11 protein-coding genes are annotated in these 14,212 nt (G+C 63.7%); 4 read left to right on the top strand and 7 right to left on the bottom strand.

Annotation, left to right across the window (positions count from 1 at the left end):
* Nucleotides 1-3 precede the first annotated feature (3 nt).
* From ACSSVC_RS18850 to ACSSVC_RS18820, 7 genes are all read right to left on the bottom strand, one after another.
* Nucleotides 4-1,356: a 3-oxoacyl-ACP reductase gene (locus ACSSVC_RS18850; RefSeq protein WP_404939855.1), complete on the bottom strand. Its 1,353-nt coding sequence runs from the start codon at nt 1,354-1,356 to the stop codon at nt 4-6.
* Nucleotides 1,357-1,386: 30 nt separating this feature from the next.
* Nucleotides 1,387-3,936 (bottom strand): acyl-CoA dehydrogenase, encoded by a 2,550-nt coding sequence (locus tag ACSSVC_RS18845; RefSeq protein ID WP_492611164.1) that lies wholly within the window; start codon nt 3,934-3,936, stop codon nt 1,387-1,389.
* 279 nt (nt 3,937-4,215) lie between these two features.
* Nucleotides 4,216-5,652 (bottom strand): outer membrane protein transport protein, encoded by a 1,437-nt coding sequence (locus ACSSVC_RS18840; protein WP_346632927.1) that lies wholly within the window; start codon nt 5,650-5,652, stop codon nt 4,216-4,218.
* 122 nt (nt 5,653-5,774) lie between these two features.
* Entirely contained in the window at nt 5,775-6,275 is a 501-nt protein-coding gene (gene praB, locus ACSSVC_RS18835; RefSeq protein WP_346632926.1) for an alkane oxidation protein activator PraB, read from the bottom strand.
* Between the two features lie 207 nt (nt 6,276-6,482).
* Nucleotides 6,483-6,974: an alkane oxidation protein activator PraA gene (praA, locus tag ACSSVC_RS18830; RefSeq protein ID WP_446439900.1), complete on the bottom strand. Its 492-nt coding sequence runs from the start codon at nt 6,972-6,974 to the stop codon at nt 6,483-6,485.
* Between the two features lie 131 nt (nt 6,975-7,105).
* Complete coding sequence (locus ACSSVC_RS18825) at nt 7,106-8,398, bottom strand: alkane 1-monooxygenase (RefSeq protein WP_346632924.1); 1,293 nt, start codon at nt 8,396-8,398, stop codon at nt 7,106-7,108.
* Nucleotides 8,399-8,691: 293 nt separating this feature from the next.
* Complete coding sequence (locus ACSSVC_RS18820) at nt 8,692-9,687, bottom strand: alpha/beta fold hydrolase (RefSeq protein ID WP_404939847.1); 996 nt, start codon at nt 9,685-9,687, stop codon at nt 8,692-8,694.
* 265 nt (nt 9,688-9,952) lie between these two features.
* Here ACSSVC_RS18820 and ACSSVC_RS18815 point away from each other — a divergent pair, with 265 nt between their 5' ends.
* The 4 genes from ACSSVC_RS18815 (at nt 9,953) to ACSSVC_RS18800 (ending at nt 14,168) form a co-directional block, all read left to right on the top strand.
* Complete coding sequence (locus ACSSVC_RS18815) at nt 9,953-11,521, top strand: flavin-containing monooxygenase (protein ID WP_492611163.1); 1,569 nt, start codon at nt 9,953-9,955, stop codon at nt 11,519-11,521.
* Nucleotides 11,508-12,407, top strand: a complete 900-nt coding sequence (locus ACSSVC_RS18810) for an SDR family NAD(P)-dependent oxidoreductase (protein ID WP_346632921.1) — start codon at nt 11,508-11,510, stop codon at nt 12,405-12,407. The genes ACSSVC_RS18815 and ACSSVC_RS18810 overlap by 14 nt, the downstream gene beginning before the upstream one ends.
* Nucleotides 12,408-12,445: 38 nt before the next feature.
* The gene (locus tag ACSSVC_RS18805) at nt 12,446-13,285 is read left to right on the top strand and encodes a metal-dependent hydrolase (RefSeq protein ID WP_346632920.1); all 840 of its coding nucleotides are present in this window, start codon (nt 12,446-12,448) and stop codon (nt 13,283-13,285) included.
* A 94-nt stretch (nt 13,286-13,379) separates the two neighbouring features.
* Nucleotides 13,380-14,168, top strand: a complete 789-nt coding sequence (locus ACSSVC_RS18800) for a type 1 glutamine amidotransferase domain-containing protein (protein ID WP_346632919.1) — start codon at nt 13,380-13,382, stop codon at nt 14,166-14,168.
* Nucleotides 14,169-14,212 lie beyond the last annotated feature (44 nt).

The following is a 14,212-nucleotide window of genomic DNA, read 5'->3' as shown; positions in this document are numbered from 1 at the left end:
GGTTCAGGCCCCCAGCAGGCTTTGCCCGCAGACGCGGACCACCTGTCCATTGATCCCGCCGGAGGCCGGATGGGCCAGCCAGGCGATGGTTTCCGCTACATCCACGGCCTGACCGCCCTGGGACATGGAGTTCATGCGCCGTCCGGCCTCGCGAATCATCAGCGGGATCTTCGCGGTCATCTGGGTTTCGATAAAGCCCGGAGCCACAGCGTTGACCGTGATCTGCTGACGCGCCGCCAGAGGCCCCAGGTTCTCCACCAGGCCGATGACTCCGGCCTTGGAGGTGGCGTAGTTGCTCTGCCCGAGGTTGCCGGCGATCCCGGAAATCGACGAGACGCAGACGATCCGTCCCCCCGGATTCAGGCCCTGGCCCTCCAGCAGCGCCTGGCTGAGCAGCAGCGGTGCTTCCAGGTTGACGGCCATGACCTTGCGCCAAGCGGCTTCGGTCATCTTCGCCAGGGTCTTGTCCTGGGTAATCCCGGCGTTGTGCACGACGATATCGAAGGCTCCGTGCTCTCCGACGAACTCCAGCAGCCGCTGCCCGGCGCCAGAAGCCGTGATGTCCAGGGCCAGGGCGCTGCCCTTGAGGCCGGCTGCCGCCTGTTGCAATTCGGCCTCGACCTGGGGAATGTCCAGGCACACCACCTGGGCGCCTTCCCGGGCCAGGACCTTGGCAATGGCCAGGCCGATGCCGCGACAGGCCCCCGTGACCAGGGCCCGCCGGCCCTCCAGTGGCTGGGTCCAATCGATGTACCTGGGCACATCCACCGGCTCGCCGATGCGCACCACCTGGCCCGAGACATAGGCCGAACGGCGAGACAGGAAAAACCGCAGGCTGCTGTCCAGCTCACCTTCGGCGCCGGGCTCGACATACAGCAGTTGCGCGGTAATGGCCCGGCGCAGCTCCTTGCCCAGGGACCGCACGAAACCCTCCAGGGCCCGCTGCGCCACAGCCTGGGCCAGCGCCTTGCAGTGCTCCGGCGGTGTGCCCAGCACCAGCACCCGGCCATGGGCACTCAGGCGCCGGACATTGGCGTGGAAGAAGCGGTACAGCTCATCGAGCTGGGCGATATCCGCCAGCCCGCTGGCGTCGAAGACCAGGCCCTGGACCTTCACGGTCGAGGGCGCGTTGATGCTCGCGGCCTGGGCCGCCACGGTGTCGGTGGCGGCGAAGATCCGTTGCAGCTCGCCTAAAAGGCGCCCCTCGGGCGCCGCGGCGAGGACCACCGGGTTGATCAGGTTGCCGCCCTGCCCCTCGCGGTGGCGTTGCAGCGGCACCGGTTGTGGCAGGCCGGCACGCTGGGCCAGCCAGCGGCCCCACCCGGAATTGACGAACGAAAGATAACCGTCAGACATAAAGAGATCCCGATCAGAACCAGTAGAGGGTCAATAGGCCGAGTCGCTGGCCACCACCGTGTCTTCGCTGCTGGCGGCGCGTTTGCGCGAGGCCGGCTTGGCGCTTTGCTCGAAGTGCGCCTGACGCTGTTGCAGGGCTTCCAGCAGACCGAAGTCCTGGGGGAAGTCGTCGACCTGAATCGCGTGATCGCCGTACTCCACATAACGGCTCAGCAGTTCGTCCTCCTCCTGACTGATCAACTGCTGCTCCAGGGCCTTGACCCGCCAGATGACGAACGCCTCGCGGGAGATCGGCAACGGCGCCAGGGCGCCCTGCTTGATCGCCGGCTTGAGCCGGGCCTCGATCAGTTCCACTTGCGGTTGCAGGCGGAACGCCAGTTCGCCGTAGGCCAGCTTGTCGATGTCCGGCTGCGGGATGTAGGAGTCGGCCAGCAGGCGGTCGCGGGTGGCGCCCGGGGTTTGCACCAGCTCGGCCACCTCGGCCAGCAAACGGTCGCTGGGTTTGTGCTGGGGAATGCCCAGGGGGAAGCTCAGGCCACGAATAATCCGCGCCGCCGCCCTGGACGGATAGTTGTCCAGTACCTCGGCCAGGGCTTCATGGGCCCGCAGCAGGGAATCCTGGGCCGCCCAGTGCACCAGCGGCAGATCGGCCTGGGGCCGGCCATCGTCTTCGAAGCGCTTCAGTACGCAGGACAGGATGTACAGCTGGGACAGAATGTCCCCCAGGCGCCCGGTGATGCTTTCCTTGCGCTTGAGGGCACCGCCCAGCACGCCCATGGAAATGTCCGAAGCCAGGGCCAGGACCACCGACAGACGCTGGATCTGCCGGTAATAGGCGGCCAGGGCCTTGTCGGTATTGGCCGGGGCCTTGATCAGGCGGCCGCCGGTCAGCGCATGCACCGCGGCACGCACGGTGTTGGCGAAGACAAAGCTGATGTGGCCGAACATGGCGTTGTCGAACGCTTCCAGGCCTTTGCGTCCGCTATCCCGGGCGGCTTCCATTTCGCGGAACACATAAGGATGGCAACGGATCAGCCCCTGGCCGTAGATGATCAGGCAGCGGGTCATGATGTTCGCGCCTTCCACGGTGATGGCGATCGGGCTTTGCTGGTAGGCCCGGGCCAGGAAGTTGTTGGGGCCCATGCAGATGCCCTTGCCGGCGACGATGTCCATGCCGTCGTTGACGATAGCCCGGGCGCGTTCGGTGACGTGGTACTTGGCGATGGCCGAGATCACTGAAGGTTTCTCACCGGCATCCAGGGACGCCACCGAGACCTTGCGCACCGCATCGCAGGCATACAGGTGCCCGGCCATGCGCGCCAGGGGCGCCTGAACGCCTTCGAACTTGCCGATGGGCAAGCCGAACTGCTTGCGCATCGCCGCATACGCCGTGGTGCCGCGCACCGCCACCTTGCCCAGGCCGACGTTGGCCGACGGCAGGGAAATCGCCCGTCCGGCCGCCAGACACTCCATCAGCATGCGCCAGCCGTTGCCCACTTGATCGCCACCGCCGATCACCCACTGCAGGGGAATGAATACGTCCTTGCCGGTGGTCGGGCCGTTCTGGAACACCGCGTTCAGCGGCCAGTGACGACGCCCGGTATTGACCCCCGGATGGGTGGTGGGAATCAGTGCGCAGGTAATCCCCAGGCTGCCTTTGCCGCCCAGCAGGCCGTCCGGGTCTTCGGCGCGAAACGCCAGGCCGAGCACCGTGGCGATGGGGCCCAGGGTGATGTAGCGCTTGTCCCAGGTGACACGAAAGCCCAGTACTTCCTGACCTTCGAACTGGCCCTTGCAGACCACCCCGACATCGGGAATCGCCCCAGCGTCGGAACCGGCATAGGGGCTGGTCAGGGCAAAGCAGGGAATGTCTTCGCCCCGGGCCAGGCGCGGCAGGTAATGCTGGCGCTGGGCCTCGGTGCCGTAGTGCAGCAGCAGCTCGGCCGGGCCCAGGGAGTTGGGCACCATCACCGAGATCGCCGCCGCCGAGCAGCGGGTGGAGAGTTTCATCACCACTTGGGAGTGAGCGTAATGGGAGAAGCCTTTGCCGCCGTATTGCTTGGGAATGATCATCCCCAGGAAACCCGCGTCCTTGGTGTATTGCCAGGCCTTGGGCGACAGGTCCTGCCAGATCTGGGTGGTTTCCCAGTCGTTGGCCATGTCGCACAGGGTTTCCACTTCGTTGTCCATGAACGCCTGTTCTTCGGCGCTCAGGCTGGCCGGGGCGGCCTGCAGCAGGCGCGGCCAGTCGGGCTTGCCGCTGAACAGCTCGGCGTCCCACCAGACCGTGCCGGACTCGATGGCGGCGCGCTCGGTGTCGGACATGGCCGGCATGATCTTGCGAAACATGGCCAGGGCCTTGCGGGTGAGCAAGGTACGGCGTAGCGGCTTGATGCTCAGCAGCGCGGCCGGCGCCAGCACCAGCAGTACGCCGAGGGTCAGTCCCAGGGTGCCCACCAGATTGAACAGATAACCTGCCGCCAGCCACACCAGGCCGCTGCCCAGCCACAGGGCCGCGGCGGCCTGGCGATAGGCCAGTGCACAGGCTGCGGCGAGTCCCACCAATAACCAGACAATCATGGAATACCTCTCTTGTTCTAACGAGACAACCACTGGGAGCCCGGGCGTTGTGCCGGCCCCTCGAAGATCACCCTACAAAGGAAAGATGCATGTTTCAAATTTTATTTTTAAATATTGTTTTGAGCGATTTCAGCAACGCATAGCGGCTGAACGATGTCAGCCAAGGGTTGGAAAAGCAGGCAGGTCGAGACGGGTCCTGAAGTGACCCGCCCAGCCAACGGCAGTAGCACAATCCCTTGGTACTGCCGTTATCTCAAGACACGGATGAAGCGCGAGACCTCAGAAGTGATAGGTCGCGGAGAGACTCACCACTTCGCCCTTGGAGTCGACTTTGCCGTCGATGGTGGAACCGCCGAGACGGTCAACGTTGACGGTCTTGAGCTTGGCCTCTTTGACAAACTGCCGGGAATAGGCGCCGTCGATGGTCAACCCGGGAATGGCCTTGATGTCATAGCCAAATCCGATGGAAGTGAACCAGCGATCGTTATCCGGAATCCGTGGGTCACGGGTCGAATTGCGAGTCGGGGTCTGGTCGAAGGCCACACCAGCGCGCAGGGTCAGCTCATCGGTGAAGCGATAGTCGCCACCCAGGGAGTACATCATCGAGTCCTTGTAGTTGTAAGGAATCGCCACCAGGGTGTTGCCATCAGACTTCAGCGTCAGGTCCTTGAACGACGACCATTGGGTCCAGAGCAGACTGGCACCCATGGTGAAGCGATCGTTGAATACGTGGACCCAGTCCAGGCCGGCGGTAGCCGGAATGTCCAGTTGGGTACTGGCGTTGGCACCATCGGGGTTTAGCTTGAGGCCCGGATAGGCCAGTTCGGTCAGGGTTTCACCGTTGGGACCGGCCGGCTGGGTCATGAAATTGCGGCCCAGGGCGTCGGCACGAATGTTGTACTTGCCCTCCATCTTGTTCTTGATCTTGGCGTGATAGTTCAGGCCCAGGGTGTCCTGCTCGGTGGGTTTCCAGGTGATGCCGGTGAACCAGCCGACCGAGGTGTTATCGACCTTGACCCGCATCAGGTTGGAGCCAATGCCCGAGGGCGCTCCAGGAAGCACCGACATACCCGCCGAACCACTGACGTTGAGGTTCTGGCTGACGAAACCCTTGCTGTGCTGCACGATGACCCCGGCACCGATGGAGAAGTCCTCACGGACCTTGAACGACAGGGCCCCGGTCAGGCCGACAGTCTCAATCTTGGTATCCACGGCGAAGTCACGACCTTTCCAGCCTTCGTCCCAGGTGCTGCGCATGCCCAAGGGCACGACCTGGCTGAGGCCAAAAGCAAAGCGATCGTTGATCGGCATCACCATGAAACCGGTGGGCAGCCAGGCGGTGAAACCACCCTCCCCGCCATCGCCGGTCAGGGGCATCGCCGCGCCGCTGGGAGCGCCGGTGTCATCCACGGGAGTGATGGAGGCCGGATTCCCCTGATAGTCGTTGACGTTGCCTTTGAACTTCATCTTGATCCGCGCGTAATCCACGGTCATCTGTGCCACGTTCTGATCGATGAACGCCATGGCCGCCGGGTTGTTGAAGGCCGCACTGGGATCATTCTTGAACAGCGAACCACCACCGAAAGCGCGACCCCAGCCGGGTGCACCGTAGGTTGGAGTAGAGAAACCACCCGCCTGCACCGGCCCGGAACCGATCAGGCCGCCCAGCACCGCCAGGCCAATAGCGGCCTGGATCTTGTGTTTCTTATTATTCATGCCCCACTCCTTATTATTATCGACCGCGATCGGCCACCACCGATCCAGGGTGTTGCAACAGGCGCCCCAAACGAGGCGCCTGTTTTTCAGCAAGTGATCAACAGGCTGAAGTCAGATCAACTTCATGGCGTTACGGTGAAGGCTGGGTTCGGGTTGACGCTCAGCGCCGTGATTTTGCAGCTGCCGACGGTTTGCGCCGAAGGAATGCTCAGCGTGTTGGTGGCGTTGTTCCAGGTGGCGTTGATGGTCACCGGAGTGCTGCTGCAGTTGGAGAGGATCTTGAAATTGACCCCGGTCACTGTGCCGGCGCTGACGCTGGAGGCGGTCAGGGTCCAAGGCAGGTTCAGCAGAACCGGTACGCCGCACAGCGAGTTGCTGCCGCCAACGGTGGCGCCAGTGATCGAGGCATTGGAGCCGTCAGCTGCCACGGTGCCAGTGAAGTTGATGTTGCAATTCACCGGGATGCCGAACGATGCCGGCGAGGATACCGAGATGGTGCCCGGTGCCGAGAAGGTCTTACCGAAGTTGGTGGAGGGTCCGATAGTGGCAGCGCTGGCCATCGACGCGGCGCCCATGCAGATGGCGAAAGAGGCTACGGATACCAGAGTCTTGATGCTTTGCATTGTTGTTTTCCTCAAGATTTAGGCAACGGTCAGTTGCCAGGGGGTTATCAGCCTTGCCAGGGGGTCGATGACGCCATCGGCTCTCCAGTTCGACCGAATTCGGTGCTGGAGCACGCTATGGCGATACCGACCCGGCCTCAGCTGCCGGCGCTTTCGGACTACTCGATCGCAAGTTCATCAGCGTCCCTCCATGGAATCTGTTGTGACTCAGGGTGCGACCCGGAAGGTGGGTGGCATCTGGATCGATACGGTCTTGATGGTGCAGCCACCTTCGAGGCTGACTTGGGCCGCCTCCAGCTTGCCGGTGCTGTTGTTCCAACTGCCTTCGGCGGTGCTTGGCCCGCAATCACCGCCCACCAGGGGGGCGTGCACGGTGACCTGGATGCCGGACATGGCGCCGCGGGTTTCGTCCTTGGCAATCAGCTTCCAGGGCAAGTGCGTGGCTTCCACCTGGCCACACTTGAGGCCGCCACTGAAGTCGACTTTCTCGACGCTGGCGAAGCTGCCGTCGGGGCTGACCTTGCCGCTGACCTGGATGGTGCAGTCGGCATTGATGATGCTCTTGGCGAAGCTGATGGGCCCCTTGGCGGTGAACTCGGTGTTGGCCGGCTCGATGCGCGCCGCTTCGGCGGCGCCCATCAGCGACACACCCACCATGACCACGAACAGACGGGCAGCGAGCAGAGGTGAAATAGACATCCGTGACTTCCTTACAGTTGCTTATTGTTGTTGTCGGTCAACGTGCTAAAGGACTTCTGTGTTGCGGGGCTCACCCTTCAAGCAGGCAAACGCAGGCGGTTCACGGCCACTTGAAGGGGTGAGCGGTACAACTAAAGAGCGGTGTCTGAATCGGTGTCGGTGAAACCGTATTGCTTGAGCAGTTCGGCGCGCTTGGCCGGGTGCAGGTTGGCCAACCGTACATCCCCCGAGTAGTGGGCCAGGACCCGATGGTCCATCAGCCGCCGCCAGAGCGCCGGCACATAGGCCCAGACAATCATCGTGGCGTAGCCATAGGGCAGTTGCGGCGACTCGTCGAAGTGGCGCAGGGCCTGATACGACCGGGTCGGGTTGGCATGGTGGTCGGAGTGACGCTGCAGCTGGAACAGGAAGATGTTGGTGACGATGCGGTTGCTGTTCCAGGAATGGCGTGGCGAGCAGCGCTCGTAGCGGCCATTGGGCTGTTTCTGCCGCAGCAGGCCGTAGTGTTCGACGTAGTTCACCACTTCCAGCAGGGAGAAACCGTAGATGCCCTGAATCACCAGGAAGGGAATCACCGCCGCGCCGAGCCAGGCAATCAGCCCACCCCAGAGCACCACGCTGTACAGCCAGGCACTGAGCACGCCGTTCTTCCAGTGCAGGGTCGGCAGCCCGAGTTTGTGCAGACGCTCGCTTTCCAGGTGCCAGGCCGAACGCAGGCTGAACCACACGGTGCGCGGCAGGAAGCTCCAGAAGGATTCGCCAAGACGGGAGCTGGCGGGATCTTCAGGAGTCGCCACGCGAACGTGATGGCCACGGTTGTGCTCGACGAAGAAGTGCCCGTAGAAAGTCGAAGCCAGGGCCAGCTTGGCCAGGAACTTGGACATCCCGCGATTCTTGTGCCCCAGCTCATGGGCGATGTTGATGGCGATGCCAGTGGCGGCACCGGTGGACATGGCCATGCCCAGGTAAGTGAACCAGCCGACGCTGCCATGCAGTTGCGCACGCTCGGTCAGAAAGGCCGCGAAGCTCGCCAGGCTGCCCTGCAGGTGCAACTGTTCACTCAGTTGCAACAAGCCACCGGCCATGATCCAGTCGACACCCTGGATGGCCATCCAGGCGGTAAACACCAGGGACGCCACCGAGAGTACGGCGCAGCTGTAGACGATAAAGCGGTAGTAGGGTTGTTTTTCCAGATCGGGAACCGCGGATTCCGGCGGGTTGCTGGCGTCCTCTCCGAGCAGGCCGTCAATCAGCGGAATCAGACCGAAGATCACCACCACCCCACTCCACCAGAACACCTGGACACCGGTGGTCAGCGCGAACAGACCAGCCAGCAGAGGGGTGATCATCGGCAAGGTGCCCAGCCACCAGAGGTGCCGCTTGCCATCGGTCCAGACGCCGGGTGCCGCCACGGAAACAGTCATGGCAGCCTCCGCAGGATGGCCGTCGGCAGGGATGCTATAAAGGACAGCGCGATGGCGCTGTACGGAGCGTGGACAGATGAAAAAACAAAAGCGTGAAATGGCGTTATTTTCATTATTTTAATCGCTCAATTGCACTTTCAAAAAAAACATTCAAAACATTTTTTTAAAAAAATAGCTCGGGTTCGTTAGCTCGTCAACTATTTTCTCGGCTTGTTTTGAATGTCGCCCGTGAAGCGTTTACAGCTGCTGCCAGAGTCGTTGCGCGACGATCGGAATCGCCCCCCACAACGCCCCTAGCCTGCTCGTGATGCCGCGAACGGCGGGTGCAGCACGGTGGCGCTGCGCTGCGGTGCAGCCTGGGAAGCAATGTGCTCGACCATGGCCACCACCCGCTCGACGGCGCTGATGGGCAGCATGTGCCCCCGACCTTGAACGATCTCAAGTTGCAGCCCTGGCACCTTGCCCACCATGGCCTCGCCATGCCGGCGGTAATTGAGTATCGAGTCCGCCGAACCATAGATCAGGCCCACCGGCAGCTTCAGGCTGGGGTAGTGCTTGACCATGCCCGGCAAAGCGCGATTGACCACCGCGATCTCGCTGGAGGCGTTATAGAAGTTGTCCGAACGCATGCCCAGCAAGCCGCCGCCACGCTCGGCGAAGTCTTCGGGCACCGGGTCCGGCGCGAATATCGCCTTCACCAGGCCACGACGCCCGAGCATGGCCATGGGGGCCGCCAGGGTCAGGGACATCCAGCGCCGCAGGAAGGCCGGACGCACTCCCAGGGACAGGAACACCCAGGGCAGCATGCGTTGCGGATGGGTCAAGGGCGCCACCAGGATCAGCCCGGACACCGACTGCGGATGATCCAGCGCCAAAGACAGGGCCACGGCGCCGCCCAGGGAATGCCCGAGTACCAGCGGCTGCCCCAAGTCCAGGGTGCGAATGAACTTGGCCACCAGACTGGCCTGGGCCGGCAGGTCCGCCGGCGCCCCCCGGGCCCGAGTGGAATAGCCTGAGCCGGGGCGATCAAGGGTGATCACCCGGAACCGCTCGCGCAGTTGCGGCGCCAGGGAGTGGGTCAGGTTGCGACCGCAGCCGGACAGGCCATGGATCATCAGCAGTGCCGGGCCGCGCCCCTCGTCGGTGTAATGCAGGCGTTCACCGCCGACTTCCAGAAAGCGTCCGTTGATCGGGACCTGACGTTCGATCCTGCGGTTGATGCGAAAGCTCACCACCCAGAGCACCGCGCTGACCACCAGGAATACCGCTGCCGCTACCAGCCACTCCATAACCCGTCCCCTCAGCTTCCCTGCGCCGCACTGCAGGATCAGGATGATCCGCAGCAGTGGCTGTCGCCTTGGCCGGGTACCGCCTGTGGCGTCTCATCCCAGGTCCGGATGAGCCCTGCAAGATCCACAAGCGAATGGCGTAGGTGACATTTCCAGGTGATTTATTTAAATTAATTTTTAAAACATTATTTTAAATTGTGCAATCCTGAGATTTCACTCACCGACGAAAGTCACCCCAAGCGTCACCACAATCGAGGTACACACCATGAATGCGTACTCGCCACCCAACGACCCCGAGGTCGTTGACATCGCCATCATCGGCGCCGGCTTCGCCGGGCTGTGCATGGCGATCAAGCTCAAGCAAGCCGGGCAGCAAGACTTCCTGGTCGCCGAACAAGCCGCGTCCCTGGGGGGCACCTGGCGCGACAATCACTACCCCGGCTGCGCCTGCGACGTGCAATCCCACGTTTACTCCTTTTCCTTCGCGCCCAACCCGAACTGGACCCGGCAGTTCGCGCCCCAGGCGGAAATCCGCGAGTACCTGGAGAACTGCGCCAGGGACTTCGCCCTGGCGCCCTTTCTGCACTTCAACATGGGCCTGGAGCAGGCGGTCTTCGATGAGGTTTCCGAGCGTTGGCAACTGACGTTCGGCAATGGCCGCAAGGTCAGCGCACGCGTGCTGGTGTCCGGCATGGGGGGCCTGTCGCGTCCGGCGATCCCGCAGATTCCCGGCCTGGAAACCTTCACCGGCAAGCGCTTCCACTCCCAGCAGTGGGACCATCGCTACTCACTGCAAGGCAAACGCGTGGCGGTGATAGGCACCGGCGCCAGCGCCATCCAGTTCGTCCCGAAAATCGCTCCCCGGGTGGCTCAGCTCAAGCTGTTCCAGCGCACCCCACCGTGGATCATGCCCAAGCCCGACCGCGAGCTCAGTGCGGTCGAACGCTGGGCTTTCAAGCACCTGCCCTTCACCCAGCGGCTGGTGCGCTCGGCGCTGTACTGGGCCCTGGAAAGCCGGGTGATCGCCTTCGCCCGTCGGCCGAAACTGATGCAAGTGGTGCAGCGCGTGGCTCTGCGCCATCTGCGCAAACAGGTGCCCGACCCGCTCCTGCGCCAACGCCTGACGCCCGACTACACCATCGGCTGCAAGCGCATCCTGATTTCCAACGACTACTACCCGGCCCTGTCCCGGGGCAATGTGGCGGTCATCGGCGATGCCATCCAGCGCATCGACAGCGATGCGGTGATCACCGCCGACGGCACCCGACATCCGGTGGACTGCATCATCTTCGGCACCGGTTTCCAGGCCACCGACCCGATCCCCCAGGGCCTGCTCTTCGGCCGCCAGGGCCAGGACCTGATGGACGCCTGGTCCGGGGGTGCCCATGCCTACCTCGGCACCTGCCTGCCGGGCTTTCCCAACTTGTTCATGATCGTCGGGCCCAATACCGGCCTTGGGCACAACTCGATGATCCTGATGATCGAGGCCCAGGTGGACTACATCCTCAAGGCGCTGGAGCGGATGCGTCTGGACGGCATCGCCAGCCTGGAGGTCAAGCCCCAGGTCGAGAGCCAGTACAACCAGCGCCTGCAACAACGTCTGGCCGGGGCCATCTGGTCCACCGGCGGTTGCCGCAGCTGGTACCTGGACCCCCGTAGCGGGCAGAACACCACCCTCTGGCCCGGCTCTACCTGGAGCTTCAGGAAGACCGTGCAGCACTTCCAGCTCCAGGACTACCTGACCACTCACCTGCTCCATCCCGGGATTGCCGCCACGCCGGCTGCAACACGCCCGCTGAACCTGCAAGAGGCCGCCATCGATGAAAAATTTTAACGGTAAAGTCGCGGCCATCACCGGCGCCGCCTCCGGCATGGGCCGCGCCCTGGCCATTGCCCTGGCCCGCGAGGGTTGCCACCTGGCCCTGGCCGACAAGAACCCCCAGGGGCTGGCGCAGACCGTGGCCCAGGCCCGAGCCGCAACCCTGCTGCCATTGCGCATCAGCAGCCAGGAACTGGACGTCGGCGACCGCCAGGCAATGTTCGCCTGGGCCGCCGCCAGCGCCGCCGAACACGGGCAGATCAACCTGATCTTCAACAATGCCGGCGTGGCCCTGTCCAGCACCGTGGAAGGTTCGAGCCTGGCGGACCTGGAGTGGATCGTCGACGTCAATTTCTGGGGTGTGGTCCACGGCACCCAGGCCTTCCTGCCCTACCTCAAGCAATCCGGCGACGGTCACATCATCAACACCTCCAGCGTCTTCGGCCTGTTCTCCCAACCGGGCATGAGCGGCTACAACGCCACCAAGTTCGCCGTACGCGGCTTTACCGAGTCCCTGCGCCAAGAGCTGGACCTGCAAGGCAACGGCGTCTCTGCCACCTGCGTGCACCCGGGCGGCATCCGCACCGACATCGCCCGCACCAGCCGCATCAGCGACAACGTCAAGGGGTTCCTGATCGACAACGAACAGCAGGCCCGGGACGACTTCGAAAAGCTCTTCATCACCTCGGCCGAAACCGCCGCCAAGGTGATCCTGCTCGGGGTGCGCAAGAACAAGCGCCGGGTACTGATCGGCCGCGACGCGCACTTCCTCGATCTGTTTGTGCGCCTGCTGCCCGGCGCCTATCAGGCCCTGGTGGTGTGGATCAGCCGGCGCATGGCGCCCAAGCCGGGCCAGGAACGGCCGGCGGTCTACGAGGCCCAGGACGAGCGCGGCCTGTAGCGCCGCGTACCCATTTCATGTCTAGAGGAGCGCCAGCCATGCTGCCCATCCGCCGCGACATCAAGGTCGAACTGCCTGCCGAACGTGCCTGCGACTGGCACGAACAAGGCAGCCACGTGAGTCACTTCTTCAATGCCCTGTCCCTGCTGTTTCCTGCCGGCGAGCTGTTCTTCATGGACAGCGTGCGCCATTACCGCGAGCAGATTCACGACCCCGAGCTCAAGCGCGAGATCCAGGGCTTCATCGGCCAGGAAGCCATGCACAGCCGCGAGCACGTGCGCTACAACGACTTGCTGCAGGACGCCGGGCTGCCGGCCCATTTGCTCGACCGGCGGCTGCGGATGATCCTCGACTTCCAGAAAAAGCACTTCCCGGCGGCCTTCAACCTGGCCATCACCGTGGCCCTGGAACACTACACGGCGATCCTCGCCGACCTGCTACTGCGCGACCCCAGCCGCTTCGGCGATTCGGTGGCGGGCTATCGGCAGATGTGGCTGTGGCACGCCCTGGAGGAAACCGAACACAAATCGGTGTCCTACGACGTCTTCAACAGCGTGCTCAAGCCCGGGCCCAAGCGCTACCTGATTCGCACCGGGACCATGCTCTTCACCACCCTGACCTTCTGGCTGGTGGTGTTCGACTTCCATGTGCGCATGCTCATCGCCGACCGGCGTCGCGGTGGCCACTGGCGGGGCTTGTGGCAGGTGATCAAGTACCTCTACGGCCCCAAGGGGGTGTTCCCGCGCATCGCCCTGCCCTGGCTGCAGTTCTTCAAACCGGGCTTCCATCCCTGGGATCACGACAACCGCGAGCAACTGCAACGCATCGACGGCCTGGTCCAGGACATCGAGCGCACCCGGGCCGCCGCGGCCAAATGAGCGGCCAAGAGGACAGCCATGACACGCGGCGACAGCGGCGTGCCATGAGGGCCTGCTAACCTGCAGCGCACCCTTTGTGCTGTGAGCTCGCGCCATGATCCTGATCCTGCTGCCCCACGCCGACTACGACCCCAGCGAAAGCAGCCTGCCGTGGCAGGCCGCCAGGGACGCGGGTTTTGCCGCACAATTCGCCACGCCCCTGGGGTTTGTGGCCTATGCCGACTCGCGCCTGGTGAGCCTGGGCTTCGGCCCGCTCAATCCGCTGTTGATGACCCCGGCCGCAGACCTTGAGCGCTACCACAGCATGACCCGCGATCCGGCGTTTCTCAGCCCCCTGAACTATGCCCAAGTCGATCCGCAAGCCTTCGAGGGCTTGCTGATTCCGGGCGGGCATGCCCGGGGCATGCGCAGCCTGCTGGAGTCTGCCGACGTGAGGCGGATCATCCTGGCGTTCTTCAAGGCCGACAAACCCGTGGCCGCGGTATGTCACGGCCCACTCGCGCTGGCCCGTTGCATCGACCCCGAAAGCGGGCGCTCGGTGCTCTACGGGCGCAAGGTCACCGCCCTGCTCGCCGGGCCCATGGAGTTGGCGGCCTGGATCGTCACCGCGCCGTGGCTGGGGCGCTATTACCGCACCTACGACCACAGCGTCGAGCAAGAGATCAAACAGGTACTGGCCAGCCCGGCGGACTTTCTTTCCGGACCCTGGCTGCCACGCCGAGACTCGGCGCAGCATCCCGAGCGCGGCTTTGTGGTCCGTGACCGCAATCTATTGACTGCGCGCTGGCCGGGGGACTGTCACCGCTTCGCCAATGAATGGGTCACTCTGCTGCAACAGGCCCGCGACGCCCAGGTTCAACCGGCGCTCGCTGACCCGGCTTGAAGCCGTCACTGCATGCACGGCAAACCATCCCGGCCGCCAATGGG

The sequence above is a fragment of the Pseudomonas sp. E1BtOHC1 genome, assembly GCF_058744285.1.
The sequence above is the reverse complement of the archived record's forward strand: the minus strand, read 5'-3'. Positions and strand labels throughout refer to the sequence as shown.

Coding starts and splice junctions, on each gene's coding strand:
- ACSSVC_RS18850 (WP_404939855.1), bottom strand. CDS start 1,356: ATGTCTGACGGTTATCTTTCGTTCGTCAATTCCGGGTGGGGCCGCTGG.
- ACSSVC_RS18845 (WP_492611164.1), bottom strand. CDS start 3,936: ATGATTGTCTGGTTATTGGTGGGACTCGCCGCAGCCTGTGCACTGGCC.
- ACSSVC_RS18840 (WP_346632927.1), bottom strand. CDS start 5,652: ATGAATAATAAGAAACACAAGATCCAGGCCGCTATTGGCCTGGCGGTG.
- praB (WP_346632926.1), bottom strand. CDS start 6,275: ATGCAAAGCATCAAGACTCTGGTATCCGTAGCCTCTTTCGCCATCTGC.
- praA (WP_446439900.1), bottom strand. CDS start 6,974: ATGTCTATTTCACCTCTGCTCGCTGCCCGTCTGTTCGTGGTCATGGTG.
- ACSSVC_RS18825 (WP_346632924.1), bottom strand. CDS start 8,398: ATGACTGTTTCCGTGGCGGCACCCGGCGTCTGGACCGATGGCAAGCGG.
- ACSSVC_RS18820 (WP_404939847.1), bottom strand. CDS start 9,687: ATGGAGTGGCTGGTAGCGGCAGCGGTATTCCTGGTGGTCAGCGCGGTG.
- ACSSVC_RS18815 (WP_492611163.1), top strand. CDS start 9,953: ATGAATGCGTACTCGCCACCCAACGACCCCGAGGTCGTTGACATCGCC.
- ACSSVC_RS18810 (WP_346632921.1), top strand. CDS start 11,508: ATGAAAAATTTTAACGGTAAAGTCGCGGCCATCACCGGCGCCGCCTCC.
- ACSSVC_RS18805 (WP_346632920.1), top strand. CDS start 12,446: ATGCTGCCCATCCGCCGCGACATCAAGGTCGAACTGCCTGCCGAACGT.
- ACSSVC_RS18800 (WP_346632919.1), top strand. CDS start 13,380: ATGATCCTGATCCTGCTGCCCCACGCCGACTACGACCCCAGCGAAAGC.